The following is a 25,002-nucleotide window of genomic DNA, read 5'->3' as shown; positions in this document are numbered from 1 at the left end:
TTTCGGCCGCCCGCCCCGGGTCCGCCGCGTCCCCCCACGAGCGCGGCGGCGTGTGCGGCGGCCGGTCAGCCGACCTTGGTCCACTTCTGGCAGCCGTTCGTCTCGAAGTACTCGCCCTTGTTGACCGTCACGCGGCCCTGGCCCTGGAGGTTGTCGTTGGCGATGATCGCCTCGAACTCCCCGGAGGCGTCCTTGGTGCGGGCCCAGTAGCAGTTGTCGACGAAGCCGCTCGTGTCGGGCCCGGCGGTCCGGTAGGTGCCGGCCCGCATGTCCTCGCCGACGAGGTACTGGCCGTCTCCCTCCACAGAGGTGGCCGGTCCCGCCTTCTCGGCCGGCTTCGGCGTGACCGTGACCTTCTCGGTGACGGTCGCGGCGGGCTCGGAGTTCCCGCCGCCGGAGGAGGCGGTCTTGGTGACGGTGACCGCCGGGGCGGGAGCGGCGGAGCCGTCCGTACCGCCGGAGCCCTCGCCGCCGCCGATGCCGACGCCGACCATGAGCGCGACGAACGCGGTCGCGCCGTGGGTGAGCCATGCCGTGCGGCGCGACGGCTTCGGTCTCATCGGCTGCCCCGTGGCGGGCTGCCCGCTACCGGCCGGTGGAACAGGCGGCACGGCGTTCCCGGGTCCGCCCGGCCCACCGGGTGCACCGCCGGAGCCGGGGAGCTGCGGGTCGCTGGGCGATATCGAGGGCGTGTGGTTCATCGCGGTGATCCTCCGGTCGGCGTCGTGGCACTTGGCCACCACAAAGTGCCCGCCGATCCGCCCTCTGGACGTGGACATCGCTGATAACCCGTATTATCAGGCGGTCTCGGCTCGCTCCTCCGGCGTGGCGGTAGATTGCCGGCGTCTGCCCAGCCGAAGGGGGTGGACCGCGCACCGCGAAGGCGAGGACGCCGGCCTGAGCGGCCCAAGGGGAGAGGGGGACGTACGTCCGATGGCGACACACATGGCCTCGACGACGCCTCCCAGCCTGGCCGAGACGCCGGCCTGGCGGATCACATACGCCGAGATCGCCGCACTCGCCCAGGTCAAGCGCCCGGTACCCACCACATGGGCCCGCCGCCACCCCGACTTCCCCGCCCCCGTCGCCCACGAGGACGGGCGTCCCTTGTTCGACGCCCGCGCCGTCGTCGACTGGCTCGCCTCGACCGGCCGCGGCAACACCGACTCCCGTCGGCTGCGCGCCGAACTCGCCCTGCACACCCTGGCCGCCTGGCGCACCCCGTCCCTGCCGGCGGCCGTCTTGATCGCCGCGCTGACCTCCCTGGTCTGCCTGCACCAGCAGCTCGACGCCCCCGTCGCCGACGGCCGCCCCTGGGGCACCGTCCTGGACAGGGCCGCCGACCTCGACCCCGACGACCGCTTCCTCGTCTCCGAGCTGCGCGCCCTGCCCGACCCGGACCGCACCGGGCCGGCCCTCGCCTCGCTCGCCGACGAACTGATCGACGCCGCCTACAACCCCGCCGAGGCCTTCGACTGGATCCTCCAGGCCCGCCACCGCCTCGGCTCCCGCGACCTGACCGCCGACGAGCCCGCCCCGGTCGTCGTCCGCGCCCTCGCCGCCCTCTCCGGCGTCGACACCCTCGACGAGGGCTCGGTGATCGCCGTCCCGCACGCCCGCACCGGCGCCCTCCTGACCGCCCTCCACGACCACGCCGCCGAGGACTCCGCCCACGTCTACCTAGCCGCCGACCCCGACCCGGCCCGCGTGCGCCTCGTACGACGGCGGATGCTGGTCCGCGGGGTGTACGAGTTCCGGCTCGACGTCGTCGACGGCGAGGACCTGACCGCCGACGAATGGGGCTACCCGAACCTCCTCGTCTGCGCCCTGCCCTACGAGGCCGCCGAGACCCGCGAACCGAAGACCGTCCTGGAACGGGTCGCCGCCCTCACCGACTACCTCGACACCGGCTCCACCGCCGTCGTCCTCGGTCCCGCCGACGTCCTCACCGGCCCGCTCGCCCGGCACGGCGACGCCGACCGGCTGCGCCGCTCCTTCCTGAAGCCCGGCCTGCTCAAGGCCGCGATCAGCCTGCCCGACGGTGCCTACGCCTTCCGCCCCGGCTATCGCACCGCGGTCTGGGTCCTCGCCCGGGTCCCCGAGGAGCGGCGCACCGGTCTCGTCCTCCTGGCCGACTACTCCGCCCAGCCCCTCACCGAACCCGTCCTGGACACCCTCGCCGAGGACATCGCCATCTGGCGCACCTCGGGCTGGACACCCGACCCGCGCCACGACCCGCGCCACGCCGCCGTCGTCCTCGGCACCCACCTCGACGACCGCCCCGGCGCAGCCCTCACCCCGCAGCACCGCACGCTCGCGTCCCGTCACACGCGGACGGTGGTGGAACGCCCCGCGGTCATCGCGGATCTGGAGCGCCGGCTGAGCGAGCTGCACGAGCGTTCGCGGGCCGGCGAGCTCCGGCCGCACGCCCAGGCGGAACTGCGCCCCGAGAACCAGCCGGTGCGCCGTACGTCCGTCGGCCGCCTCCTGCGGACCCGCCGCCTGCGTCGCCGCCCCGGCCACCGCTTCGCCCCCGAACACCTCACCCCCGACGGCCACTACACGGTCCTGACCCCCGAGGAGATCCTCGGCACCGCCCGCATCGGCGGTCGCCGCATCGACCGTGGCATCTTCCTCACGGCCTACGGGCACGCCCAGTTCACCGAGCCGGGCGACCTCGTCGTCACCGCCCATCCGCGCTTCGGCGTCCACGTCGACACGGAGGGCGTCCGCCTGGTCGCCGCCCCGGCCCGCGTCCTGCGCGTCCACCCCGACGCCGACCCGCCCCTACGGCCCCGGGTGCTGGCCGCGCTGCTGCGTGCCGCCGCCGCCGAGCACGCCCGCACCAGCGGCGCCGTGCGAGCCTCCCGCCGTATCGAGGACCTCGTCATCCCCGACCTGAGCCGCGCCGAGGCCGACCTCTACGAGGCCGTACTCGCCGAGATCGAGGACCGGGCGGCGCTGCTGCGCGAGCAGACCGCCGCGCTCGACGACCTGGCCCGCGTGATGGCGGCCGGCATGGCCGACGGCACTCTCACCATCCAGCACCTCCCGCACACCGACGCCCCTTGAAGGAGACGGTCCACCCGATGCCTGCGAGTAAAGGCAAGCCCGCCGACCAGGCGGAGCTGTTCAGCGCGTCCACCGCCAAGGAGATCCAGGACATCCTCTGGAAGGCGGCCGACAAGCTGCGCGGCTCCATCGACGCCGCCCAGTACAAGGAGTTCGTGCTCGGCCTGATCTTCCTGAAGTACGTCTCGGACGCCTTCGACGAGCGGCGGCGCGAGCTGGCCGAGGAACTCGCCGACGACGGCATCACCGAGGACCGGATGGAGGACTTCCTGGAGGACCGCGACGAGTACACCCGCGCCAACGTCTTCTGGGTCCCCGAGACCGCCCGCTGGTCCTGGATCGCCGCCCAGGCCAAGGCGCAGGGCGTCGGAAAGCTCCTGGACGAGGCGATGGACGCCATCATGCGGGAGAACGCCTCCCTCACCGGCGTCCTCCCCAAGATCTTCAACCAGGACCGCGTCGACCAGAAGCGCCTCGGCGAACTCGTCGACCTCATCAGCGACGCCCGCTTCGGCGGCAACGAGGACAGGCCGGCGAAGGACCTGCTCGGTGAGGTCTACGAGTACTTCCTCGGCAACTTCGCGCGGGCGGAGGGCAAGCGGGGCGGCGAGTTCTACACGCCGAGCTCTGTCGTCCGGCTGATCGTCGAGATCCTGGAGCCGTACGAGGGGCGGGTGTACGACCCGGCGTGCGGGTCGGGCGGCATGTTCGTCCAGGCCGCGAAGTTCATCGAGGCGCACCGGGGACGCGGCCACAAGGCCGACATCTCGATCTTCGGTCAGGAGCTCAACGAGCGCACCTGGCGCCTCGCCAAGATGAACCTCGCCATCCACGGCATCGACGGCAACCTCGCCGGCCGGTGGGGCGACACCTTCGCCGACGACAAGCACGCGGACCTCAAGGCCGACTTCGTGATGGCCAACCCGCCCTTCAACATCAAGGACTGGGCGAGGGACGAGACCGACCCGCGCTGGAGGTACGGGGTTCCCCCGAAGAACAACGCCAACTACGCGTGGCTCCAGCACATGATCTCCAAGCTGGGGGAGAGGGGGACGGCCGGCATCGTGTTGGCCAACGGCTCGATGAGCTCCCAGTCCAGTGGTGAGGGCGAGATCAGGCAGGCGCTGGTGGAGGCCGACCTGGTGGCGTGCATGGTGGCGCTGCCCGCGCAGCTCTTCCGCACGACCCAGATCCCGGCGTGCCTGTGGTTCCTGTCCAAGGACAAGTCCCCCCAGGGTGCACGGCGGCTGGACGACCGGCGGGGCGAGATCCTGTTCATCGACGCCCGTGGAATGGGCGAGATGGCCGACCGGACGGAGCGCGTCTTCACGGAGACCGACGTCCGGAAGATCGCCGACGCGTACCACGCTTGGCGGGGCACGGCATCGGCGCGCGAGGCGGGGCTGACGTACGAGGACATGCCGGGCTTCTGCCGCTCGGCCGACCTGGAGCAGGTCCGGGAGCACGGGTACGTGCTGACGCCGGGCCGGTACGTGGGGGCCGTGCGGGCGGAGGAAGAAGCCGCGGAGGTCGTCGCCGAGCGAATCGGCACGTTGACCGAGGAGTTGTCCGCGCTGTTCGACACGTCAGCGGAGCTGGAGAAGACGGTGCGGGTGCAGTTGGGGATGATCGATGTCTGACCTCGTGCTGGGCGAGTCCCTGGAACTCCTCGTCGACAACCGGGGGAAGAACCCTCCCTTCGTACCTTCTGGGATTCCCGTTCTGTCCGCCAAATCAATCAAGAACGGGAGGATCTCGTTCAGGGAAGTTCGGTACATCTCTGAAGACACCTATACGCGGTGGATGCCCAAGCCGCTGCAACGGTTCGACGTGATTCTCACGTCGGAGGCCCCGCTCGGAGAATGCGCGCTTGTCACCGGTGATGAACCGCTGGCCATCGCGCAGCGGCTCTACGCGCTGCGCGGCAAGCCGGGTGTCCTCGACAGTCGGTACCTGTACTACGCGATGCAATGGGAAGCGGTGCAGACAGACCTGCACAACCGCGCCAGCGGTACGACGGTTTCCGGCATTCGACAACCCGAGCTGCTCAAGGTGCGTATCCCCGACCCCGGGTACACGCAGCAGAAGGCCATCGCGGCCGTGCTCGGAGCACTGGACGACAAGATCACCGTCAACGAGCGCATCTCGGTCACCTACGAACGGCTGCTTCAGTGCCGTTACATCGAACTGGGTCTGGCGGAGGAAGCGAACGCCGAAGCGGCTGTGCCGGTCACCGACCTCGTCGCCTTCAACCCGAAGGTCGCGAAGCCGTCCGCGGACGAGCCCGTCTACGTCGACATGGCAGCCCTCCAGGTCGACCGGGCAAGCATCGCCTCATGGACTCGGAGGGCGCCGAAGTCCGGCCCGAGGTTCATGAATGGCGACACCCTGCTTGCTCGCATCACTCCCTGTCTGGAGAACGGTAAGACCGGTTACGTCGACTTCATGGAAGACGGAGAAGTCGGTCTTGGCTCCACCGAGTTCATCGTGATGCGCTCCCTCCCCGGAGTGCCCGGCGAACTCAGTTATTTCCTGGCGCGGGACAGCAGGTTCCGTGAGCACGCCATTCGTAACATGGCCGGCACGTCCGGGCGGCAACGGGTCAGCGCGGCGGATGCGGCGCATTATCAGGTGAACCGGCCTGACGCGGATGCGCTGGCCGCCTTCGGGAAGGAAGCCTCCGCCGCCTTCTCCCACATGAAGTCGTTGCAGGCGGAGAACCGTACCCTCGCCGCCCTCCGCGACACCCTCCTCCCCCCACTCATGTCCGGCCGCCTCCGCGTCAGGGACGCCGAGAGGATCGCCGAGGATGCCACGTGACGACACACCGTGACGGGAACGACCACGACGACAGAACCCACCGCCGCCCCACCGAAGCCGACTGGGAGCTGCTCGCCCTCGACGAGCTGGCGGAGTCGGCCTGGCTGCCGGCCTCCGGTAACGGGTTCGCGCCCGGCTCCGGGCACCGGAAGTCCTGGGACGACCTGATCCTGTACCCGGACCTCCAGGAGGCGATCGAACGCCTGAACCCGGATCATCCCCTGGACGCCGTCCGGGAGGCCATGACGGCCGCCGCGACCCCCGGCTCCCAGGACACCTACGAGGAGAACCGGGCCGCCCACCACCTCCTCACCACCGGCATACGCTCCGTCACCTACACCGACTCCTTCGGCGCCGAGCACAACCCCACCATCCGCCTCGTCGACCTGGCCGACCCGGACGCGAACACCTACCGGGCCCTGAACCAGGTCACCGTCATCGACGGCGAGAAGAACCGCCGCTTCGACGTCGTCCTGTACGTCAACGGCCTGCCCCTCGCCGTCGTGGAGCTGAAGCGAGCCGGCGACGAGGACGCGACACTCCAGACGGCCCACGCCCAAGTGGCGCGGTACGTCCAGGAGTTCCCGACCGCCTTCCGCTACAACACCATCGTCCTGCTCTCCGACGGCATCACCGCGAAGTACGGCACCCCGTTCACCCCGTACGAGCACTTCGCCCCGTGGAACACGGACGAGTTCGGCGCCCGCGTGGACCCGCTCACCGCCGACGGCTTCTCGGAGTCGGGGCAGAACCTGGCGATCCACGGCCTGTTCACCCCGCCCCGCTTCCTCGAACTCATCCGTTCCTTCATCAACTTCGTCCCGTCGAAGCGGATGAAGCGGATCGCGAAGCCGCACCAGTACCACGCGGTGACCCGCGCCGCCGAAGCCGTCCGCACGGCCTCGGCCGGCGACGGCAAGGCCGGCGTCGTCTGGCACACCCAGGGCTCCGGCAAGTCGGAGGAGATGGTCCTCACCACCACCATGGTGATGCGGGACCCGGCCCTGCTGAACCCCACCGTCGTGGTCGTCACCGACCGCACGGACCTCGACGACCAGCTGTACTCGACGTTCCAGGAGAGCGAGATCCTCCCGGAGACGCCCCAGCAGGTCGTCACCCGCGCGGAACTGCGCGAGGAGCTCGCGGCGAAGAGGACGGGAGGGATCCTCTTCACCACGCTCCAGAAGTTCGGCAAGACGAAGGAGGAGCGGGAGTCGGGCACCGACCACCCGCTGCTCTCCGACCGCCGGAACATCGTCGTGATCGTCGACGAGGCGCACCGCAGCCACTACGACGACCTCAACGGCCTCGCCCGCCACCTGCGCGACGCGCTCCCGCACGCCACGCTGCTCGCCTTCACCGGCACGCCGATCTCGGAGGCCGACCGCAACACCCGTGAGGTGTTCGGCGACTACATCGACATCTACGACCTCAAGCGGGCCGCCGACGACGGCGCGACCGTGAAGGTCTACCACGAGAGCCGTGTGATCCAGCTCGTCCTGGACCGCGACATCGATCCGACCACCATCGACGAGGAGGCCGACCGCATCACCGACGGCCTCGACGACACCGAGCGCCGCCGGGTCGAGCAGGCCGTGGCGACCATGAACGCGATGTACGGCGCCCCGGCACGGATACGGGACCTCGCGGCCGACCTCGTGGAGCACTGGGAGGCCCGCCGGGAACGTATGGAACCGTTCGTCGGCGCCTCCGGGCCGGGCGGAGCGCCCGGCAAGGCGATGGTGGTGTGCGCCACGCGCGAGATCTGCGTACGCGTGTACGACGCGCTGCGCGAGCTGCGGCCCGAGTGGCACAGCGACCAGTTCGACCAGGGCGCCATGAAGATCGTCTTCTCGTCGAACTCCCGCAAGGACTCGGACGGACTGCTCGCTCACGCGCTGACCGACAGCCGCCGCAAGGCGGTCATCAACCGGGCCAAGGACCCCGGCGACGAGCTGGAACTGCTCATCGTCAACAACATGCTGCTGACCGGCTTCGACGCCCCGCCGATCCACACCATGTACCTGGACCGGCCGCTCAAGGGCGCCAACCTGATGCAGGCCCTGGCCCGCGTGAACCGCCGCTTCCGCGGCAAGGAGGACGGCCTCCTCGTCGGCTACGCGCCGCTGACGGAGAACCTCCGGGCGGCCATCGCCGAGTACACCGAGGCCGACCAGCGCGACCGCACCCTCGGTCAGGACGTCGAGCGGGCGCTGGACGAACTGCGCAACGAGTACGACGTTCTCACCGGAATCCTGCGCGGCTTCGCCTGGGAGCCGCTGCTCGACAAGCCCGGCCCCAGGGCCTTCGTGGACGCGGCCCTGAAGACCGCCAACCACCTGCGTGATCCCCGCACCAAGGGCAACGATCCCGACCTGCTCGACGATCCGCGCCACACCCTGGGCCGCCGGTTCCGCGACCACGCCTACCGTCTGGAACGTTTCTGGGCGCTGGCCGGTAGCTCGAAGGAGGTCGGGAACCGGTTCGCGGACAAGCCGGCCTGGAAACGGCACATCCAGTTCTTCGCCGAGGTCCGCGCCTACATGGCCAAGCTCGATGCCATGGAACGCGAGGCGCGCGGCCTCCCGGTGGCCCGTGACGTGGAGCTGTACCTCGCCCAGCTGACGTCGTCCGTGGTGGAGACGGGCGGGGTGACGGACCTGTTCGCCGAGGCCGGCCTCGAAACCGCCGACTTGACCCACCTCAACGACGCTCTTGTCGCCCAGCTCCAGAAGAGCGACACCCCGCACCTGGCGGCCGAGGCGCTGCGGCGGCTCGTCGAGCGGAAGATGCGTGAGGTCACCCGGCACAACATCGTCCGGCAGACCACGTTCTCCGAGCGCCTCCAGGACCTGATGGTGCGCTACATGCGCCAGCAGTACACCAGCGCCGAACTCATCGCCAAACTGGTCGAGATGGCCAAGGAGGTCGCCGCCGACGCCCGTCGCGGCGAGAAGTTCGACCCGCCCTTGAACTGGCGCGAACTGGCCTTCTACGACGCCGTCGCCGACCACGGCACGGCCCGCTCCCTCATGGGCGACGAGGTCCTGGCCGGCATCGCCCGCGAGCTCGTCACCGAGGTCCGCCGCCAGCTCAAGCCCGACTGGATCGCCCGCGAGACCGTCCGCGCCCGCCTGCGCAGCACGATCAAGCGGCTCCTGGCCCGCAACAACTACCCGCCGGGCCAGCAGAAGGAGGCCATCGACCTGGTCCTCCGCCAGATGGAGCACTTCGCCAACGAGTGGTCCGAGAACGGCATGCCGGACGACTGAGCGGTGGTGCGAGGGTCCTGCCGTCCGGGAGTGACGGCAGGACCTCATGGTGTACCAGGGGGCGGACGCCTTGCTGGGTCACGGGATCCGCGGAGCCACTGACGGCGAGAGCCCGCCGGCCGCGAGGTCCACGAACCGGCCCCGGCTCAACGGCCGACGGGCCCCTCGGCGCGGATCCCGGACCACCGGGAACGCGGACCCTGGACCACCGAGAACTCGGCGCCCTCCGGGTCCGCCACCGTCGCCAGCCGGCCGTACGGGCTGTCGTGGGCCGGCTTGAGGATCCGGCCGCCCAGGCCGGTGACCTGCCGTAGCGTTTCGGCGAGGTCGGCGACCTCGAAGTACGTCCGCCAGTACGGCCCCCGGTCCTGGGGCAGACCGTGGCCCACGCCGTGCAGCCCGGCCACCGGACGGCCGTCGAGGCACAGGGTCAGATAGTCGAAGTCGGCGGAGACCACCGGCTCCTCCTCGTAGCCGAACACGCTTCTGTAGAACTTGGCGACGCTCTCCGTCTCGTAGGTGACCAGTTCGTTCCAGACGGGCGTGCCGGGCACGCCGGTGATCGACGTGCCGAGATGCGCGGAGCCCTGCCAGATCCCGAACACCGCCCCGGAGGGGTCGGAGGCGATCGCCATCCGCCCGGCCTCGGCCGCGTCCAGCGGGCCGACGGCCAGCGTGCCGCCGCACAACCGCACGGTGTCCGCGGTCCGGTCCACGTCCTCCGAGGCGAAGTACGGCGTCCAGGCGACCGGCAGCCGGTGGTCCGCCGGCAACTGGCCCATGCCGGCGACCTCCCGCCCGTCCAACAGCGCCCGCACATAGGGCCCGAGCTGCTGCGGGCCCGGCAGGAACTCCCAGCCGAACAGCTCACCGTAGAACTCCTCGGTGGCGTCCAGCGCGTGCACCATCAGGCTCACCCAGCAGGGCGTGCCGGGCACGCGCCCCGCGTGCGGACCGGCCGACTCCCGTGCCTCGGTCATCGATCACTCTCTCCCCGGCCCCTCGTGGTGGCCGTGTCGCTTCGCTCCCCCGGAAGGGTGTCCGCGCTGGTGGCGCGTACGCCCGTGCCGGTGCCCGCATCCTCCGCGGTGCCCTGGGGCCGTACCGCGCCGCTCGGCCGTACGTCCGGGAGGATGCCCGATCTACCGTCTTTCGTCGCTTCCTGACGATGGCCGGCGGGTGTCCGTCGGCTGTACAGCACGTGCTCGATCACGTACAGCGGGTGATCGAGCGTGTCCGGCCGAGCAGAGTAGCGGGACCTGGACGCCGCGGCCACCCCTGGCGTATGGATGGACGCCATGACAGCCATCATCACCGCATCCGAACTCGCGCACGAGCTGACCGGCGGCAACCCGCCGGTGCTGCTGGACGTGCGCTGGCAGCTGAGCACGGCGAAGGCGGCGGGCGCGCCCGCCTTCGACGGACGGGCCGAGTACGCGGCCGGTCACATCCCCGGCGCGGTCTTCGTCGACCTGGACCGGGAGCTGGCCGCCGCGCCCGGCGCGCACGGCCGGCATCCGCTGCCCGACCTGACGGAGTTCGGTGCCGCGATGCGCCGCGCGGGCGTGTCGGCGGGCCGGCCGGTCGTCGTGTACGACGGCGGGCAGGGCTGGGCCGCGGCGCGCGCGTGGTGGCTGCTGCGCTGGACGGGTCACCCGGACGTGCGGGTGCTCGACGGCGGGTTGCCGTCCTGGGAGGGCGAGCTGTCCACCGGGACGCCGGTCCCGGCCGAGGGCGACTTCGAGCCGGCGCCGGGCGCGGCGCGGCTGCTGGACGCGGACGGCGCCGCGGCCCTCGCCCGCACGGGTGTGCTGCTGGACGCGCGCGCGGGGGAGCGGTACCGCGGCGAGGTGGAGCCGATCGACCGGGTCGGCGGGCACATCCCGGGCGCGCTGTCGGCGCCGACGACGGAGAACGTGGGCCCGGACGGCCGTTTCCTGCCCGCGGCGGAGCTGAGGGACCGCTTCAAGGCCCTGGGGGTGTCCGAGGACACCGAGGTGGGCGTGTACTGCGGTTCGGGCGTCTCCGCCGCCCACGAGGCCCTCGCGCTGGCGGTGGCGGGCATTCCGGCGGCCCTGTACGTCGGTTCCTGGTCCGAGTGGTCCGCGGACCCGTCCCGGCCGGTGGCGGTGGGGGCGGATCCGCAGTAACCGGGCAGCCGGAAGAGGGGGCACGCGCGCGTGCCCCCTCTTCCGGTCGGTAGGACCGTCCTACTCCTGCTTCTTGCGGCGCGTGCCGAACACGATCTCGTCCCAGCTCGGTACGGCGGCGCGCCGGCCGGGGCGGACGCCGTCGGCCTCGGCCTGGCGGTCGGTCGCGCCGACGAGCCGGTCGCGGTGGCTGCCCACGGAGCGCGGCATGAGGACGTCCGCGTAGGCGGAGCCGGCGGACGCGGCGGGCGCCGGCGGCTCCTCGGCGGCGGGCTCCTCCTCGGTGTCCTCCGAGGGTTCCGACGGGCGTTCCGGGACCACCAGGTCGCCGCGGAAGCTCGGCACGGCCTCCAGCAGGCTGGTCAGCGAGTCGCGTTCGCCCGTGCTCTCCTCGGCCGGCTCCGGCGACGGCGCGGGCAGGCTGGGCCGCTCCCGGTCGCTCCGGTCGAGAGCGCGGTCCATGGTGCGCTCGCGCGGCAGCCGGGCGATCCTCGGGACGAACGGGAAGCTCGGCTCCGGTACGGCGAGGTCGTCGGACTCGCCGATCAGCGAGCGCGCCTCGTTGTCGACGGCCTGCACGAGCCGCCGCGGCGGGTCGTACGTCCAGCTCGCCGAGTGCGGTTCGCCCGCGACCCGGTAGACGAGGAGCACCTCCCAGGTGCCGTCGTCGCGGCGCCAGGAGTCCCACTGCACGGTGTCCTTCTCGGCGCCGCGCAGCAGCAGCCGCTCCTGCACGGCCTCGCCGAGCAGCGGGCCGGAGTTCTCGCCGGGGCGGCGGACCGGGGTCTTGCGGGCCCGCTCGGCCATGAAGGCGCGCTCGGCCAGCACCGGACCCTCGAAGCGCCGTACCCGGTCGACGGGGATGCCGGCGAGCTGCGCGACCTCTTCCGCCGTGGCACCGGCTCGTATCCGCGCCTGGATGTCGCGCGGGCGCAGGTGGCTCTCGACCTCGATCTCGATCTGGCCGAGGCGGGGCCGGTCGCCGCGGACGGCGGCGCGGAGCCGTTCGTCGATCGGAAGCGTGTACTCCGTAGAGTCGGCAGCCTTCAGCACCAGCCGTGTGCCGTCATTCGAGACGGCCACGACACGCAGTTCGGGCATGGGGACCTCCCGGGTGGTGCCTGCCGACGTCACGTGCGTCGCTGCTTCCGCTAGTCGAGTGTGGCCTGCCCGGGTGCAGCCTGCCACAACCTTGCCGAGTTGCCCGGCGTGTCGGGCACGGGCCCAGGACCGCCGTTATGGCACGGTTACCTGTTCGCAACGCTAAGTGACCAACTGCGTCACCCTGTGCAACTAGCCCCCTCCCGGCGATCCTGCAAGGCCGCGGGCACCCTGACGGGAGACCGGACCCAGGGCTCGCAACAGTACTCCATTTGGACCACGTGCGTGGATTGGCGCGCCGCCCAACTTCTGGCGACGGGCGCGACTTGGCCGTCCGCAACCGGTTTTGTGGATCATCAACGTGGCGAACTTCACGCAATCGCCAGAAACGGAACTAATGGTTTCGTCCGTACGTCCCTTTCTCGTGCAGTCGGTCGGCCAATGTCGTGGACTGCGGCAAGTGCTCCATGAGGTGTGGGAAAGGCAGGCAAGTTCCGGGTATGCGTGAGACGCCCGACACGGGTCGCAAGCGGATCGACCTGAACGTCCCCCAGGTCGCGGGCAGCGCCCTCGCGGCGGTGGTGGCGGCCAAACTGGCTTCGTACTTCGGCGTGTACGGCACGATCCTCGGCGCCGGTGTCGTCAGTGTCGTCGCCACCTGCGGCGGCTCGGTCTTCCAGCACTTCTTCAAGCGGACCGGGGAGCAGTTCCGGGAGAAGACCGCGGTGGCGGCCCGGCCGCTGGAGGAGCGGGAAGCGCGGGCACGGGGGCGGCGGGTGTCCCCGGCGCCGGACGGGTTCACCGAGGGCACCGTCTACCGCGCGCGGGCCGGGAGCCGGCGCCGCCCGCTGGTCGCCGCCGCCCTGGTCTTCGGGGTCACGCTGGCCGGCATCACGGCCTACGAGCTGGTCTCCGGCAGCAGCTTCAGCGGCGGTACGGGGACGACGGTCAGCGACGCCGTCACCGGCCGGGGTTCCTCCGGCGCCACGTCCGACGGGACACCCGCCCCTTCCCGTACCACGTCCCCGGAGCGCACGCCGTCCACCGGCGACGGTGCGAGCCACGGCGCGCCCGCGGCGCCCGGCGCCTCACCGAGCGGCCGGCCGACCGGGCAGCCGGACCCCGGGCGGAGCGGGGAACCGAGCGGCGACCCGGCCACCTCGGCCCCCACGCCCAGTGCCCCCAGCGCGTCCGCCACGACGCCTACGCCCCCAGAACCCTCCGCAGATAGTCGTTCTGGAACAGCCGGTCCGGGTCCAGACGGTCCCGCAGCGCCGTGAACTCGCCGAAGCGCGGGTACACCCGGGAGAAGTACTCCGCGTCGCGCGTGTGCACCTTCCCCCAGTGCGGACGCCCCTCGTGCGCGGTGAAGATCCGCTCGGCGGCCGTGAAGTACGCCTGGTACGGCGTGCCCCGGAACATGTGCACGGCGATGTAGGCGCTGTCCCGGCCGGAGGCGGTGGACAGGGTGATGTCGTCGGCCGGGGCGGTGCGCACCTCGACCGGGAAGCTGACGCGCAGCCCGGAGCGGTCGACCAGGGCCTTCAGCTCGCGCAGCGTCTGCACCAGGGCCGCGCGCGGGACGGCGTACTCCATCTCCACGAAGCGCACCCGGCGCGGTGAGGTGTAGACCTTGTGGGGGATGTCCGTGTACGTCCGCGCGGACAGGGCCCGGCTGGAGATCCGCGCGATCGCCGGGACGGTCGCCGGGGCCGCGCGGCCGACCCACTGGGCGACCTGGAAGACGCCATTGGAGAGGAACTCGTCCTCGAACCAGCCCGCGAGCCGGCCCACCGGCTGCTCGGGGCCGGCGCTGCGGTTGTTCCGCTTGGTGTTGGTGTTGCCGGTGTGCGGGAACCAGTAGAACTCGAAGTGTTCGTTCTCGGCCCACAGCTGGTCGAACTCGGCGAGGACCCGCTCGAAGGGCATGGGTTCCTCGCGCGCGGTGAGCAGGAAGAGCGGCTCCACGGCGAAGGTGATCGCGGTGACGACGCCCAGGGCGCCGAGGCCGACGCGGGCCGCCGCGAAGACCTCCGGGTTCTCCTTCTCGGAACAGGTGAGCACCGAGCCGTCGGCCGTGACCAGTTCCAGTGCCTTGATCTGGGCGGCGATGGAACCCGACGCGCGGCCGGTGCCGTGCGTGCCCGTGCTGGTGGCCCCGGAGACGGTCTGCTCCACGATGTCGCCCATGTTGGTGAGCGAGAGGCCCTCGCGCGCGAGAGCGGTGTTGAGTCTCTTGAGCGGGGTGCCCGCCTCCACCGTGACCGTCATGGATGCCCGGTCGATGGTGCGTATACCGGTCAACAGTTGAGGGCGGATCAATACACCGTCGGTGGCGGCGATCGAGGTGAAGGAGTGCCCGGTGCCCACCGCCTTCACCTTCAGGCCGTCCTCCCGGGCCCGGCGCACCGCGCCGGCCAGCTCCTCCACCGAGGCCGGCGCGACCTGCCGGACGGGCCGGGCGGACACAGTGCCGCCCCAGTTACGCCAGGTGCCGTTCTTCCCGTTCGCTGTGCTGCTCAACGGTGCCTCCCCGACCCGCGGCCGGCCTGCGCAGCCGGCGGTACCCGAGGAAACCGACCGCGACCGCGACGGCCCCGGACACGGCCGGAACCCCGTACCCGGCCCGTGCCCCGGCCGCGTCGATCACCCAGCCGGCCACGGAGGAGCCGGCCGCGATGCCGACGGCGAGGCCGGTGCTCACCCAGGTCATGCCCTCGGTGAGCTGCGCGCGCGGTACGTGCTCTTCGATCAGGGACATCGTCGTGATCATCGTCGGCGCGATGGACAGCCCCGCCACGAACAGCGCCACGGCCAGAAGCGGCAAGTTTCCGACCAGTAGGAGGGGGATCATACTCACGGCCATCGCCGCCACGCCCAGCAACCAGCGACGTTCCGGCGCACCGCCGAGGCGCAGCAGCCCGAAGACCACGCCCGCGACGCACGAACCGGCCGCGTACAGCGCCAGGACCAGGCTCGCGGCGCTCTTGTGGCCGCGCTCGTCGGCGAAGGCGACGGTGACCACGTCCACGGCTCCGAAGATCGCGCCGGTCGCCACGAAGGTCGCCACCAGCACCTGGAGCCCCGGCGCGCGCAGGGCGCTGCCGCCGCCCCGCCGCCCGCGCGGATGCGGTTCCGGCTCGGTGGCGCGCTGGGCGGTCAGCCAGCAGACGCCGGCCGCCAGGAAGCAGGCGGCGAGCAGCGGGCCCGCCTCCGGGAACCAGGCCGTGGACAGGCCGATGGAGATGATCGGGCCGAAGATGAAGCACACCTCGTCCACCACCGACTCGAACGAGTAGGCGGTGTGCAGCTTCGGGGTGCCCCGGTACAGCGCGGCCCAGCGGGCCCGGATCATCGCGCCCAGACTCGGCACCGAGCCGATCCCGGCCGCGCAGACGAACAGCACCCAGTCCGGCCAGCGGAAGTGCGCGGCGAGCAGCAGCCCGGCCGCCGCGAGCAGGGCCACCAGGGTCGCGGGGCGCAGCACCCGGCGCTGCCCGTGCCGGTCCACCAGCCGGGAGATCTGCGGACCGATCGCGGCGGCGGACAGCGCGATGGCGGCCGACAGGGCGCCGGCGAGGCCGTAGCGCCCGGTGAGCTGGGAGACCATCGTGACGACGCCGATGCCCATCATCGACAGCGGCATCCGCCCGAGGAATCCGGCGGCGGAGAAGGCCTTGGTGCCGGGCTCGGCGAACAGGGCTCTGTAGGGGCTGGGCACGTGGTCTCCGAAGCGGCTCAGTAAGGCGCGAATGCGGCTGATACAGCTTACGAGTTAGGGGACCCTAAACGCACCCGATATGACACCTGGACAAACCGCCCTGAACCGACCGGAATCCGACTCTTCACCCCGCTGTTTCCCCGCTGTCAGTGCCGGGTGGCAGGATCGACCCATGCCAGACGCGCTCGATCCCACCCCGTACGACGCCCTGCTCCTGCTCTCCTTCGGCGGCCCCGAAGGCCCGGACGACGTGGTCCCGTTCCTGGAGAACGTCACACGCGGGCGCGGCATCCCCAAGGAACGCCTCAAGGAGGTCGGGCAGCACTACTTCCTGTTCGGCGGGGTCAGCCCCATCAACGCCCAGAACCGCGCCCTGCTGGACGCCCTGCGCGAGGACTTCGCCGACCACGGCCTGGACCTGCCGGTCTACTGGGGCAACCGCAACTGGGCGCCGTACCTGACGGACACCCTGCGCGAGATGGTCGCCGACGGCCGTCGCCGCATCCTGGTCCTGGCCACCAGCGCCTACGCCTCCTACTCGGGCTGCCGCCAGTACCGGGAGAACCTCGCCGACGCGCTGGCCGCCCTGGAGGCCGAGGGGCTGGAGCCGCCGAGGATCGACAAGCTGCGGCACTACTTCAACCACCCCGGCTTCGTGGAACCGATGACCGACGGCGTACTGCGCTCCCTCGCCGACCTCCCGGAGGACGTCCGCGCGGGCGCCCACATCGCCTTCACCACCCACTCCATCCCGACCTCCGCCGCCGACACCTCCGGTCCCGTCGAGGCCCACGGCGAGGGCGGCGCCTACGTCGAGCAGCACCTGGACGTGGCCCGGCTGATCGCCGACGCCGTCCGCGAGCGCACCGGCGTCGACCACCCCTGGCGGCTGGTCTACCAGTCCCGCTCCGGTGCCCCGCACATCCCCTGGCTGGAGCCGGACATCTGCGACCACCTGGAGGAGCGGCACGCCGCCGGCGTCCCGGCCGTCGTCATGGCCCCCATCGGCTTCGTCTCCGACCACATGGAGGTCCTCTACGACCTCGACACCGAGGCGACGGCCAAGGCCGGGGAACTGGGCCTGCCGGTCCGCCGCTCGGCCACCGTGGGTGCCGACCCGCGGTTCGCCGCGGCCGTCCGCGAGCTGATCCTGGAGCGGGCCGCCGTGGAGCGCGGCCAGGGGGTCACCCCCTGCGCCCTGGGCGCGCTCGGCCCCAGCCACCACGTCTGCCCGGTCGGCTGCTGCCCGGCCCGCGCCCCGCACCCCGCCGCCGCGGGCGCCGACAGCCCCTACGCGTGAGGAGACCCGTGACCGACGCCCTGCACCGGGACCTGCTCGAACTGGCCCAGGAGGCCGCCCGCCGCGCCGGCGAGCTGCTGCGCGACGGCCGCCCCGCCGACCTCGCCGTGGCGAAGACCAAGTCCAGCCCCATCGACGTCGTCACCGAGATGGACATCGCGGCGGAGAAGCTGATCACCGATCTGATCTCCGGACAACGCCCCGACGACGGCTTCCTCGGCGAGGAGGGAGCCTCCGTCGAGGGCACGAGCGGCATCCGCTGGGTCATCGACCCGCTGGACGGCACCGTCAACTACCTGTACGGCCTGCCGACCTGGGCGGTGTCCATCGCCGCCGAGCGGGACGGCGAGACCGTCGTCGGGGTCGTCGCGGCTCCGATGCGCGGCGAGACGTACCACGCGGTGCGCGGCGGCGGCGCCTGGGCCACGGGCGCGTGGCAGGGCGAGCGGGCGCTCGCCTGCCGCCCCGCGCCCCCGCTGGACCAGGCCCTGGTCTCCACCGGCTTCAACTACGTCACCGAGGTCCGCGCCCGCCAGGCCGAGATCGCCGCCCGGCTGATCCCCGTGCTGCGGGACATCCGGCGCGGCGGTTCGGCGGCGGTGGACCTGTGCGACGTGGCCTGCGGCCGGCTCGACGGGTACTACGAGCGGGGGCTCCACGCGTGGGACTTCGCGGCGGGGGACCTGATCGCCCGGGAGGCCGGTGCGCTGACCGGTGGACGGCCCGGGGAGCGGCCGTCGCGGGATCTGACCGTGGCCGGGTCGCCGGGCGTCTTCGAGCCCCTCCAGCGGCTGCTGGAGGACTTCGGGGCCTGGCACGACTGACCCCGGGGAAGTGGGCACGCGAAAGGACCCCGGCGCTGGATTCGCCGGGGTCCCTCCGTGTGCTGCCGGGCCGATCAGACGCGTGACGTCGCGCCGACCTCCACACCGTGTTCGGCGGCGAGGCGTCGCAGGTCGTCGAGCTCTGCCTGCTCCACCTCGACGAGGAAGTCGTCGCCTTCGTCGCGAGCCCGCGACAGGTCGAACTCGGTCGCCTTTATGCGCTGGAGCAGTCCTGCGGTGAAAGCGTCCATGCTGCGCCCCCTCGTCCTGGGTCGTGGGTCGGTGGCACGGGGGTGTGCCGTAGAAAAGGGGCGATCACGTCTCTCGCAGGTGCCCAGCGCTGCCCGGCCGGGCGGCGACGGTGCCGGACACCCACGCCCGCTCTGCGAAGCGGAGGCCGAAGTACCGCATGGTGCTGCGGCACATGCAGAGCGTGATCGCGGGGTGTAAAGCCGTCCTCCCCCCGCTCCCCTCCAGAGAAACCTCAACCGGAGCAGAAATTCTCGTATTCCCGCCCCCGGACCCCCGTCCCCGCGGTCCGGACACCGCCTTACAGCCGACTTATGGCCGAAAAGGGCAGGATGGGGGTCACATCCACGGACACCCCTGCCCGCACGCGCCCACGGCGCGTCCTCGCGGGTGGACACAGGAAGGACAAGCGACGTGCGCGTACTCGTCGTCGAGGACGAGCAGCTGCTCGCCGATGCGGTGGCCACCGGACTGCGCCGGGAGGCCATGGCCGTCGACGTCGTGTACGACGGTGCGGCCGCCCTGGAGCGCATCGGCGTCAACGACTACGACGTGGTCGTCCTCGACCGCGACCTCCCGCTCGTCCACGGCGACGACGTCTGCCGCAAGATCGTCGAGCTGGGCATGCCCACGCGCGTGCTCATGCTCACCGCTTCCGGCGACGTCAGCGACCGCGTCGAGGGCCTGGAGATCGGCGCCGACGACTATCTGCCCAAGCCGTTCGCGTTCAGCGAGCTGATCGCGCGCGTGCGCGCCCTCGGCCGGCGGACCAGCGTGCCGCTGCCGCCGGTCCTGGAGCGCGCCGGCATCAAGCTCGACCCCAACCGTCGCGAGGTCTTCCGCGACGGCAAGGAGGTCCAGCTCGCGCCCAAGGAGTTCGCGGTGCTGGAGGTGCTGATGCGCAGCGAGGGCGCGGTCGTCTCGGCGGAGCAGCTGCTGGAGAAGGCCTGGGACGAGAACACCGACCCGTTCACCAACGTGGTGCGCGTGACGGTGATGACCCTGCGCCGCAAGCTGGGCGAGCCGCCCGTCATCGTCACCGTCCCCGGCTCCGGCTACCGGATCTGATCCCCGTGGCCACGACACCCGCGCCGCCCCAGGCCCCCCCGAAGCCCACCTGGGACCCCAGGAGGCCGCAGCCCCCCTTCCCGTGGCTGCGCCCGACCATCCGCATACGGCTGACGCTGCTCTACGGCGGCATGTTCCTGATCGCCGGCATCCTGCTGCTGTCGATCATCTACCTGCTGGCCGCACAGGCGATCAGCACCGGCAACCAGCCGCTGTTCAAGATCGTCAGCGGTTCGGCGATCAAGGTCGCCAGCGACAACTGCCCCGCGGTCACCGCGATCAACTCCGGTCCGGTGCCGCTGTCGGACTTCAACGAGGCCATCGCCCACTGCGTGGACCAGCAGCGCCAGGCGGCCCTGGACAACCTGCTCAGCCGCTCCCTGCTGGCGCTGCTGGGCCTCGCCGTGATCGCCTTCGCGTTCGGCTACGCGATGGCCGGCCGTGTGCTCTCCCCGCTCGGCCGGATCACCCGCACCGCCCGCCAGGTCGCCGGCTCGGACCTCTCGCGCCGGATCGAGCTGGACGGCCCGGACGACGAGCTGAAGGAGCTGGCCGACACCTTCGACGACATGCTGGAGCGGCTGGAGCGGGCCTTCACCGCCCAGCAGCGCTTCGTGGGCAACGCCTCGCACGAGCTGCGCACCCCGCTCGCGATCAACCGCACGCTCCTCGAAGTGCACCTGTCGGACCCGAACGCGCCGATGGAACTCCAGCAGCTCGGCAAGACCCTGCTCGCCACCAACGAGCGCAGCGAACAGCTGGTCGAGGGGCTGCTGCTGCTCGCCCGCAGTGACAACCAGATCGTCGAGCGCAAGCCGGTCGACCTGGCCGAGGTCGCCACGCAGGCCGTCGACCAGGTGCACGCCGAGGCCGAGGACAAGGGCGTGAAGATCCGCGGCGAGCGCAAGCCCGCCGTGGTGCAGGGCAACGGCGTGCTGCTGGAGCGGATCGCGCTGAACCTCGTCCAGAACGCCGTGCGGTACAACGTGCCTGAGGACGGCTGGGTCGAGGTGGACACCGAGATCCAGCACGGGCAGGCGGTGCTGACCGTCACGAACACCGGGCCGGTCGTGCCGGCGTACGAGATCGACAACCTCTTCGAGCCCTTCCGGCGGTTGCGTACCGAGCGGACGGGCAGTGACAAGGGAGTGGGCCTCGGTCTGTCCATCGTCCGGTCCGTGGCCCGCGCGCACGGCGGTCACATTCTGGCCCAGCCCCGGGAAGGCGGCGGTCTGGTGATGCGCGTCACCCTGCCGCTGTGATCAGGGACCGACACACGCGGAGGATGTTCGCTTTGCGCGGAATTTTTCGACCGCCGTACGTGGTTCTTCCTGTGTGATCGATCACATGGGCGGATTTCCGGCCATGTACGCACGGTGATCATGACAGAAGGTGGAAAGCCGGGAAAGTCCGGGTTTTCAGGGCTCTTGATCACGGGAAGTACACGGTGAGGCGCCTTTGAGGTGCGGCATTCGAACCGTGTACGGTCCTCACCGCCATCCAAGCCGATCACTCTTGAGGGATCGGGTTGGGTGTCGATTGAGTAACAGACCTTGATGTGAGGCAAAATCTCCGCCTCAGGTCGGGCACAAGTCCGGCCTCTCACGCGTTACGTGCGCTGGAGACACCGCAGACACCCAGAGGGGGAGAGCGATATGGCAACCGATTACGACACTCCACGCAAGACCGACGACGACGTCGACTCGGACAGCCTTGAAGAGCTGAAGGCCCGGCGGAACGACAAGTCCACCTCGTCGGTGGACGTCGACGAGTTCGAGGCCGCAGAGGGCCTCGAACTGCCCGGCGCCGACCTCTCGAACGAGGAACTGGCCGTCCGGGTGCTGCCGAAGCAGCAGGACGAGTTCACCTGCATGAGCTGCTTCCTGGTGCACCACCGCAGCCAGCTGGCCAGGGAGAAGAACGGCCAGCCGATCTGCCGCGACTGCGACTGAGGACGGGTCGGCCGTGTCTGGCTCGACCCCTCCCCGGAAGCGCCGCTTCCCCCTGCGGAAAGCGGACCAAGGGCCGTTCGGCGGCCCGCACGGCGCGCGTGACGGCGAGCGGGGCTCTCCTGTGACGGGAGCCCCGCTCGAACCGGCGGCCGACCGGGAGAACCCTCCCGTGCCGGCGCAGCACCCCGCACCCGTCGCCCGCCGCCGGGCGGCGGTCATCCGTGAGAAGGCCCGGGATCTGGCCCGGGAAGGCGCCCGTAAGGGCGGCAGCCGGGCTCGCGCGGGTCTGGCGTACCTCGCGGACCGGATCATCGAGATCGCCCCGCGCATCCCCGTACGCGACCTCGCGACCCTGCGCGGGCAGTTCCCCGGCCTCGGACCCGAGGAACTGGCCGACAAGCTGGTGGCGGGTGCGGCGGCCGGCACCTCAACGGTCGGAGCCGGGATCGGAGCCGCGGCCATGCTGCCGGTGCCGCCGGCCATGCCGACCGAACTGGCCGCGGAGATCACCGGGGTCGCCGCGATCGAGCTGAAGCTCATCGCCGAACTGCACGAGGTCTACGGGGTACGCCCGCCCGGGAACCTCAGGGCCCGCTCCGCCGCGTATCTGTCCTCCTGGTCGGGGGAGCGCGGGATCGACGTGATGAAGCCGTCGACGTACGACACGGCCATGGGCGGCCACATGAAGCGCCGGCTCCGCCAGCAGATCATGAAGCGGATGGTGCGCGACCTGCCCAACCTGATGCCGTTCATGGTCGGGGCCACGGTCGGGGCGGTCATGAACCGCCGGGACACCAAGAGACTCGCGACCCGCATCCGGGCCGACCTGCGCAAGATCCAGGTGCCCTGGGACGAGCTGCCGGAGCTGCCGCCGCTGGAAGAGCCGGCGGAACCGCTGAGACTGCGGGAACTGCCCGACGGACTCTAGGCGTGCGCCGTGCGCGCCGCCTCGATCGCCGCGGCCAGCTTCTCCGGCTCCCGCGTCGACAGGTACAGGTAGGGCGTCGGGTCCTGCGGGTCCGTGACCTCCACGTGCAGCGCCGTCGGGATGTAGGCGCGCAGCAGCAGGAACGCCCGGGTGTCGGCCTTGTACGTCCGCCAGGCGCGGGCCTCCTCCGCGTCCAGGATCCGCGCCTCGCCCAGCGCCGCCACCGGGATCTTCGCCTCGCCCGCGATCAGGGAGTCGCCCACGAGCCGGATGCGCGGGGAACCGTAGGCGCTGGCCACCACCGCCGCCGCGGCCGTACCGCCGACCAGTCCGCCGAGCAGCGGCAGGGTGCCGAAGGGCAGCAGGATCAGGGCGAACGAGACGCCCACCAGGAAGCTGATCAGCCACCACGAGCGGGGGGCGGTGAGGCGTTCTTCGTACGGGGTGGCGGAGAGCTGCATGAAGCCAAGCTTGGCACGGGAACCGCGTACGCCAGGAGTCGGGGCGCTCGGCGCGGAGCGCTGTCGAACAGGGCGGTGGCGGGTGACGGGCGGGTTGGGCGGTCGGCGCGGAGCGCTGTCGAGCAGGGCGGTGGCGGGTGACGGGTGGGCGGGTAAGGTCTGCGGCTGTGAGTGGTAGTTCCGCAGCTCTTCAGCCCCCCGCCGACGCGGGGAAACCGGTACGGCACCCCGACGCGCCCGCGCCCGGGGAACTCCTCGGCGCCCACTACGAACACTGTTTCGGGTGCGGCCCCGGACAGCCGCACGGACTGCACCTGGAGGCCCGCGCCGGCGAGGGCGTCTCGCTGACGGCCGAGTTCACCGTGCAGCCCGCCCACCAGGGCGCCCCGGGCCTCGCGCACGGCGGAGTGCTCGCCACGGCCCTGGACGAGACCCTCGGCTCGCTGAACTGGCTGCTGCGCACCATCGCCGTCACCGGACGGCTGGAGACCGACTTCGTACGGCCCGTGCCCGTCGGCACCACGCTGTACCTGGAGGCCGAGGTCACCGCCGTCGCCGGGCGGAAGATCTACTCCACCGCCACCGGGCGCATCGGCGGCCCCGACGGGCCGGTGGCCGTCCGCGCCGACGCCCTCTTCATCGAGGTCAAGGTGGACCACTTCATCGACCACGGCCGCCCCGCGGAGATCCAGGCCGCCATGAACGACCCGGACCAGATCCGCCGCAGCCGCGCCTTCGAGGTGAACCCGTGAGCCGAGACCCGCTGAACGTCCTGATCCGGCGCGTCGACGCGGACGTACCGCTTCCGGCGTACGAGCATCCCGGGGACGCCGGAGCCGATCTGCGCACCACCGAGGCGTGCGAGCTGGCGCCCGGAGAACGGGCCGTTCTGCCCACGGGTGTGTCGATCGCCCTGCCGGAGGGGTACGCGGCCTTCGTGCATCCGCGTTCCGGCCTCGCCGCCCGCTGCGGTGTCGCCCTCGTGAATGCCCCGGGGACGGTTGATGCCGGGTACCGTGGGGAGATCAAGGTGATCGTGGTGAATCTCGACCCGCGCGAGAGCGTGCGGTTCGAGCGCTTCGACCGGATTGCCCAACTGGTCGTCCAGCAGGTCGAGAGGGTCCGCTTCCAGGAGGTCGCGGAACTTCCCGGCTCGGCGCGGGCCGAGGGGGGCTTCGGGTCCACCGGTGGCCATGCCGCGGTGGGCGGCGAGAGCGGCACAAGCGGTCAGGCCGCCGAGGGCGGTCCGACGGGTGGGAATCGATACGCTTCGGTCGTATCCGACCGGGAAGGACAGTGACGTGTTCGGACGTCGCAAGAAGAAGGGTGCCGCCGAGGACGCGGCCGGCGAGGCCGAGCAGGTCGTCGACAGCGTCGACACCGAGGCGGACGAGGAGGAGGCCGAGCGCGAGCGCGTCCGGCTTGAGCCCGGGCCCCGGCCCGACGGTCCGTGGGACGGCAGCGAGGTACGCGACCCGGCCGAGGGCCGCGTGGACCTCGGCGGTCTGTTCGTACCGGGCGTCGACGGCATGGAGCTGCGGGTCGAGGTCGCCGGTGACGCCATCGTCGCCGCGACCGTCGTGCTGCGCGACAGCGCCATCCAGCTCCAGGCGTTCGCCGCGCCCAAGCGCGAGGGCATCTGGGGCGAGGTCCGCGAGGAGATCGCGTCCGGCATCACCCAGCAGGGTGGCATCGTCGACGAGGTCGAGGGCCCGCTGGGCTGGGAGCTGCGCGCGCAGGTTCCGGTGCAGCTTCCGGACGGCACCGGCGGCTTCCAGGTCGTCCGGTTCGTCGGCGTGGACGGCCCGCGGTGGTTCCTGCGCGGGGTGATCTCCGGCCAGGGCGCGGTGCAGCCGCAGGCCGCCGGGCTGCTGGAGCAGATCTTCCGGGACACCGTCGTGGTCCGTGGCGAGGGTCCGATGGCCCCGCGCGACCCGATCGTCCTCAAGCTGCCGAACGACGCGCAGATGGTCCCCGAGGGGGTCCAGCAGGAGGAGGGCTCGCGGTTCTCCGGCGGGATGGGGCAGTTGCAGCGGGGCCCCGAGATCACGGAAGTCCGCTGACGGCTTCGGCAGCGATACACG

At 71.5% G+C, this 25,002-nt stretch carries 22 protein-coding genes; 15 read left to right on the top strand and 7 right to left on the bottom strand.

The annotated features are described in order from the left end of the window. Positions 1 to 65 precede the first annotated feature (65 nt). Positions 66 to 560: an Rv1352/Rv1906c domain-containing protein gene (locus tag IE273_RS05930; protein WP_189814066.1), complete on the bottom strand. Its 495-nt coding sequence runs from the start codon at positions 558 to 560 to the stop codon at positions 66 to 68. A gap of 373 nt (positions 561 to 933) precedes the next feature. Between IE273_RS05930 and IE273_RS05925 the strand changes: the two genes are divergently transcribed. The 4 genes from IE273_RS05925 to IE273_RS05910 are packed head-to-tail and all read left to right on the top strand — an operon-like array spanning position 934 to position 9,164. Further along, positions 934 to 3,072, top strand: a complete 2,139-nt coding sequence (locus IE273_RS05925) for a hypothetical protein (RefSeq protein ID WP_229887096.1) — start codon at positions 934 to 936, stop codon at positions 3,070 to 3,072. 17 nt (positions 3,073 to 3,089) lie between these two features. Then, positions 3,090 to 4,712: a class I SAM-dependent DNA methyltransferase gene (locus IE273_RS05920; protein WP_189814065.1), complete on the top strand. Its 1,623-nt coding sequence runs from the start codon at positions 3,090 to 3,092 to the stop codon at positions 4,710 to 4,712. Further along, complete coding sequence (locus tag IE273_RS05915) at positions 4,705 to 5,892, top strand: restriction endonuclease subunit S (RefSeq protein WP_189814064.1); 1,188 nt, start codon at positions 4,705 to 4,707, stop codon at positions 5,890 to 5,892. Before IE273_RS05920 ends, IE273_RS05915 begins: the two co-directional genes overlap by 8 nt. Next, positions 5,889 to 9,164 carry a type I restriction endonuclease subunit R gene (locus IE273_RS05910; RefSeq protein ID WP_189814063.1) on the top strand — a complete coding sequence of 1,092 codons (3,276 nt, stop codon included), beginning with the start codon at positions 5,889 to 5,891 and terminating at the stop codon, positions 9,162 to 9,164. Before IE273_RS05915 ends, IE273_RS05910 begins: the two co-directional genes overlap by 4 nt. A 146-nt stretch (positions 9,165 to 9,310) precedes the next feature. Here the strand turns inward: IE273_RS05910 and IE273_RS05905 are convergent, their stop codons facing one another. Further along, positions 9,311 to 10,144, bottom strand: coding sequence for a VOC family protein (locus IE273_RS05905; protein WP_189814062.1), 834 nt, complete (start codon positions 10,142 to 10,144; stop codon positions 9,311 to 9,313). 318 nt (positions 10,145 to 10,462) lie between these two features. On the opposite strand from IE273_RS05905, the gene IE273_RS05900 reads away from it, so the two are divergent. Then, on the top strand, positions 10,463 to 11,314 hold the full coding sequence (locus IE273_RS05900) for a sulfurtransferase (RefSeq protein WP_189814061.1): 852 nt from the start codon (positions 10,463 to 10,465) through the stop codon (positions 11,312 to 11,314). Positions 11,315 to 11,374: 60 nt separating this feature from the next. Here the strand turns inward: IE273_RS05900 and sepH are convergent, their stop codons facing one another. Then, on the bottom strand, positions 11,375 to 12,415 hold the full coding sequence (gene sepH, locus IE273_RS05895) for a septation protein SepH (RefSeq protein WP_189814060.1): 1,041 nt from the start codon (positions 12,413 to 12,415) through the stop codon (positions 11,375 to 11,377). Positions 12,416 to 12,915: 500 nt separating this feature from the next. Here sepH and IE273_RS05890 point away from each other — a divergent pair, with 500 nt between their 5' ends. Then, the gene (locus tag IE273_RS05890; RefSeq protein ID WP_189814059.1) at positions 12,916 to 13,695 is read left to right on the top strand and encodes a hypothetical protein; all 780 of its coding nucleotides are present in this window, start codon (positions 12,916 to 12,918) and stop codon (positions 13,693 to 13,695) included. Here IE273_RS05890 and IE273_RS05885 read toward each other — a convergent pair. Both IE273_RS05885 and IE273_RS05880 read right to left on the bottom strand, forming a co-directional pair. Further along, positions 13,619 to 14,938 (bottom strand): D-arabinono-1,4-lactone oxidase, encoded by a 1,320-nt coding sequence (locus IE273_RS05885; RefSeq protein ID WP_189814058.1) that lies wholly within the window; start codon positions 14,936 to 14,938, stop codon positions 13,619 to 13,621. The genes IE273_RS05890 and IE273_RS05885 overlap by 77 nt on opposite strands. Continuing rightward, positions 14,898 to 16,136 carry an MFS transporter gene (locus IE273_RS05880; protein WP_189814057.1) on the bottom strand — a complete coding sequence of 413 codons (1,239 nt, stop codon included), beginning with the start codon at positions 16,134 to 16,136 and terminating at the stop codon, positions 14,898 to 14,900. The genes IE273_RS05885 and IE273_RS05880 overlap by 41 nt, the downstream gene beginning before the upstream one ends. A gap of 172 nt (positions 16,137 to 16,308) precedes the next feature. Between IE273_RS05880 and IE273_RS05875 the strand changes: the two genes are divergently transcribed. Further along, a complete protein-coding gene (locus IE273_RS05875; protein WP_189814056.1) occupies positions 16,309 to 17,436 on the top strand; it encodes a ferrochelatase in 1,128 nt (375 codons plus the stop codon). Positions 17,437 to 17,444: 8 nt separating this feature from the next. Next, positions 17,445 to 18,260: an inositol monophosphatase family protein gene (locus tag IE273_RS05870; RefSeq protein WP_189814055.1), complete on the top strand. Its 816-nt coding sequence runs from the start codon at positions 17,445 to 17,447 to the stop codon at positions 18,258 to 18,260. Between the two features lie 74 nt (positions 18,261 to 18,334). On the opposite strand, the gene IE273_RS05865 is transcribed toward IE273_RS05870, so the two are convergent. Beyond that, complete coding sequence (locus IE273_RS05865; protein WP_189814054.1) at positions 18,335 to 18,511, bottom strand: hypothetical protein; 177 nt, start codon at positions 18,509 to 18,511, stop codon at positions 18,335 to 18,337. Between the two features lie 412 nt (positions 18,512 to 18,923). Here IE273_RS05865 and IE273_RS05860 point away from each other — a divergent pair, with 412 nt between their 5' ends. From IE273_RS05860 to IE273_RS05845, 4 genes are all read left to right on the top strand, one after another. After that, positions 18,924 to 19,577, top strand: a complete 654-nt coding sequence (locus IE273_RS05860) for a response regulator transcription factor (protein ID WP_003993508.1) — start codon at positions 18,924 to 18,926, stop codon at positions 19,575 to 19,577. A gap of 5 nt (positions 19,578 to 19,582) precedes the next feature. Further along, complete coding sequence (locus IE273_RS05855; protein WP_189814053.1) at positions 19,583 to 20,839, top strand: sensor histidine kinase; 1,257 nt, start codon at positions 19,583 to 19,585, stop codon at positions 20,837 to 20,839. Positions 20,840 to 21,232: 393 nt separating this feature from the next. Then, complete coding sequence (locus IE273_RS05850) at positions 21,233 to 21,529, top strand: DUF4193 domain-containing protein (protein ID WP_003997302.1); 297 nt, start codon at positions 21,233 to 21,235, stop codon at positions 21,527 to 21,529. A gap of 13 nt (positions 21,530 to 21,542) precedes the next feature. Continuing rightward, positions 21,543 to 22,457, top strand: coding sequence for a hypothetical protein (locus tag IE273_RS05845; protein ID WP_189814052.1), 915 nt, complete (start codon positions 21,543 to 21,545; stop codon positions 22,455 to 22,457). On the opposite strand, the gene IE273_RS05840 is transcribed toward IE273_RS05845, so the two are convergent. Next, a complete protein-coding gene (locus IE273_RS05840) occupies positions 22,454 to 22,918 on the bottom strand; it encodes a DUF3093 domain-containing protein (RefSeq protein ID WP_189814051.1) in 465 nt (154 codons plus the stop codon). The genes IE273_RS05845 and IE273_RS05840 overlap by 4 nt on opposite strands. 167 nt (positions 22,919 to 23,085) lie before the next feature. On the opposite strand from IE273_RS05840, the gene IE273_RS05835 reads away from it, so the two are divergent. From IE273_RS05835 to IE273_RS05825, 3 genes are read left to right on the top strand one after another with little or no spacing between them, the layout of a single operon-like run. After that, the gene (locus IE273_RS05835) at positions 23,086 to 23,670 is read left to right on the top strand and encodes a PaaI family thioesterase (protein ID WP_014675517.1); all 585 of its coding nucleotides are present in this window, start codon (positions 23,086 to 23,088) and stop codon (positions 23,668 to 23,670) included. Next, complete coding sequence (gene dut / locus IE273_RS05830) at positions 23,667 to 24,218, top strand: dUTP diphosphatase (RefSeq protein ID WP_189814050.1); 552 nt, start codon at positions 23,667 to 23,669, stop codon at positions 24,216 to 24,218. Before IE273_RS05835 ends, dut begins: the two co-directional genes overlap by 4 nt. A 1-nt stretch (position 24,219) precedes the next feature. After that, positions 24,220 to 24,981, top strand: a complete 762-nt coding sequence (locus tag IE273_RS05825; RefSeq protein WP_189814049.1) for a DUF3710 domain-containing protein — start codon at positions 24,220 to 24,222, stop codon at positions 24,979 to 24,981. Positions 24,982 to 25,002 lie beyond the last annotated feature (21 nt).

It is taken from the genome of Streptomyces olivaceoviridis, from assembly GCF_014650115.1.
In the GTDB taxonomy this organism is placed as follows: Bacteria; Actinomycetota; Actinomycetes; order Streptomycetales; family Streptomycetaceae; genus Streptomyces; species Streptomyces olivaceoviridis.
Note: the sequence above shows the minus strand (reverse complement) of the source record. Positions and strands in the feature narration are given on the sequence as shown.

Coding starts and splice junctions, on each gene's coding strand:
- IE273_RS05850 (WP_003997302.1), top strand. CDS start 21,233: ATGGCAACCGATTACGACACTCCACGCAAGACCGACGACGACGTCGAC.
- IE273_RS05865 (WP_189814054.1), bottom strand. CDS start 18,511: ATGGACGCTTTCACCGCAGGACTGCTCCAGCGCATAAAGGCGACCGAG.
- IE273_RS05890 (WP_189814059.1), top strand. CDS start 12,916: ATGCGTGAGACGCCCGACACGGGTCGCAAGCGGATCGACCTGAACGTC.
- sepH (WP_189814060.1), bottom strand. CDS start 12,415: ATGCCCGAACTGCGTGTCGTGGCCGTCTCGAATGACGGCACACGGCTG.
- IE273_RS05875 (WP_189814056.1), top strand. CDS start 16,309: ATGCCAGACGCGCTCGATCCCACCCCGTACGACGCCCTGCTCCTGCTC.
- IE273_RS05840 (WP_189814051.1), bottom strand. CDS start 22,918: ATGCAGCTCTCCGCCACCCCGTACGAAGAACGCCTCACCGCCCCCCGC.
- IE273_RS05930 (WP_189814066.1), bottom strand. CDS start 560: ATGAGACCGAAGCCGTCGCGCCGCACGGCATGGCTCACCCACGGCGCG.
- IE273_RS05925 (WP_229887096.1), top strand. CDS start 934: ATGGCGACACACATGGCCTCGACGACGCCTCCCAGCCTGGCCGAGACG.
- IE273_RS05905 (WP_189814062.1), bottom strand. CDS start 10,144: ATGACCGAGGCACGGGAGTCGGCCGGTCCGCACGCGGGGCGCGTGCCC.
- IE273_RS05920 (WP_189814065.1), top strand. CDS start 3,090: ATGCCTGCGAGTAAAGGCAAGCCCGCCGACCAGGCGGAGCTGTTCAGC.
- IE273_RS05915 (WP_189814064.1), top strand. CDS start 4,705: ATGTCTGACCTCGTGCTGGGCGAGTCCCTGGAACTCCTCGTCGACAAC.
- IE273_RS05900 (WP_189814061.1), top strand. CDS start 10,463: ATGACAGCCATCATCACCGCATCCGAACTCGCGCACGAGCTGACCGGC.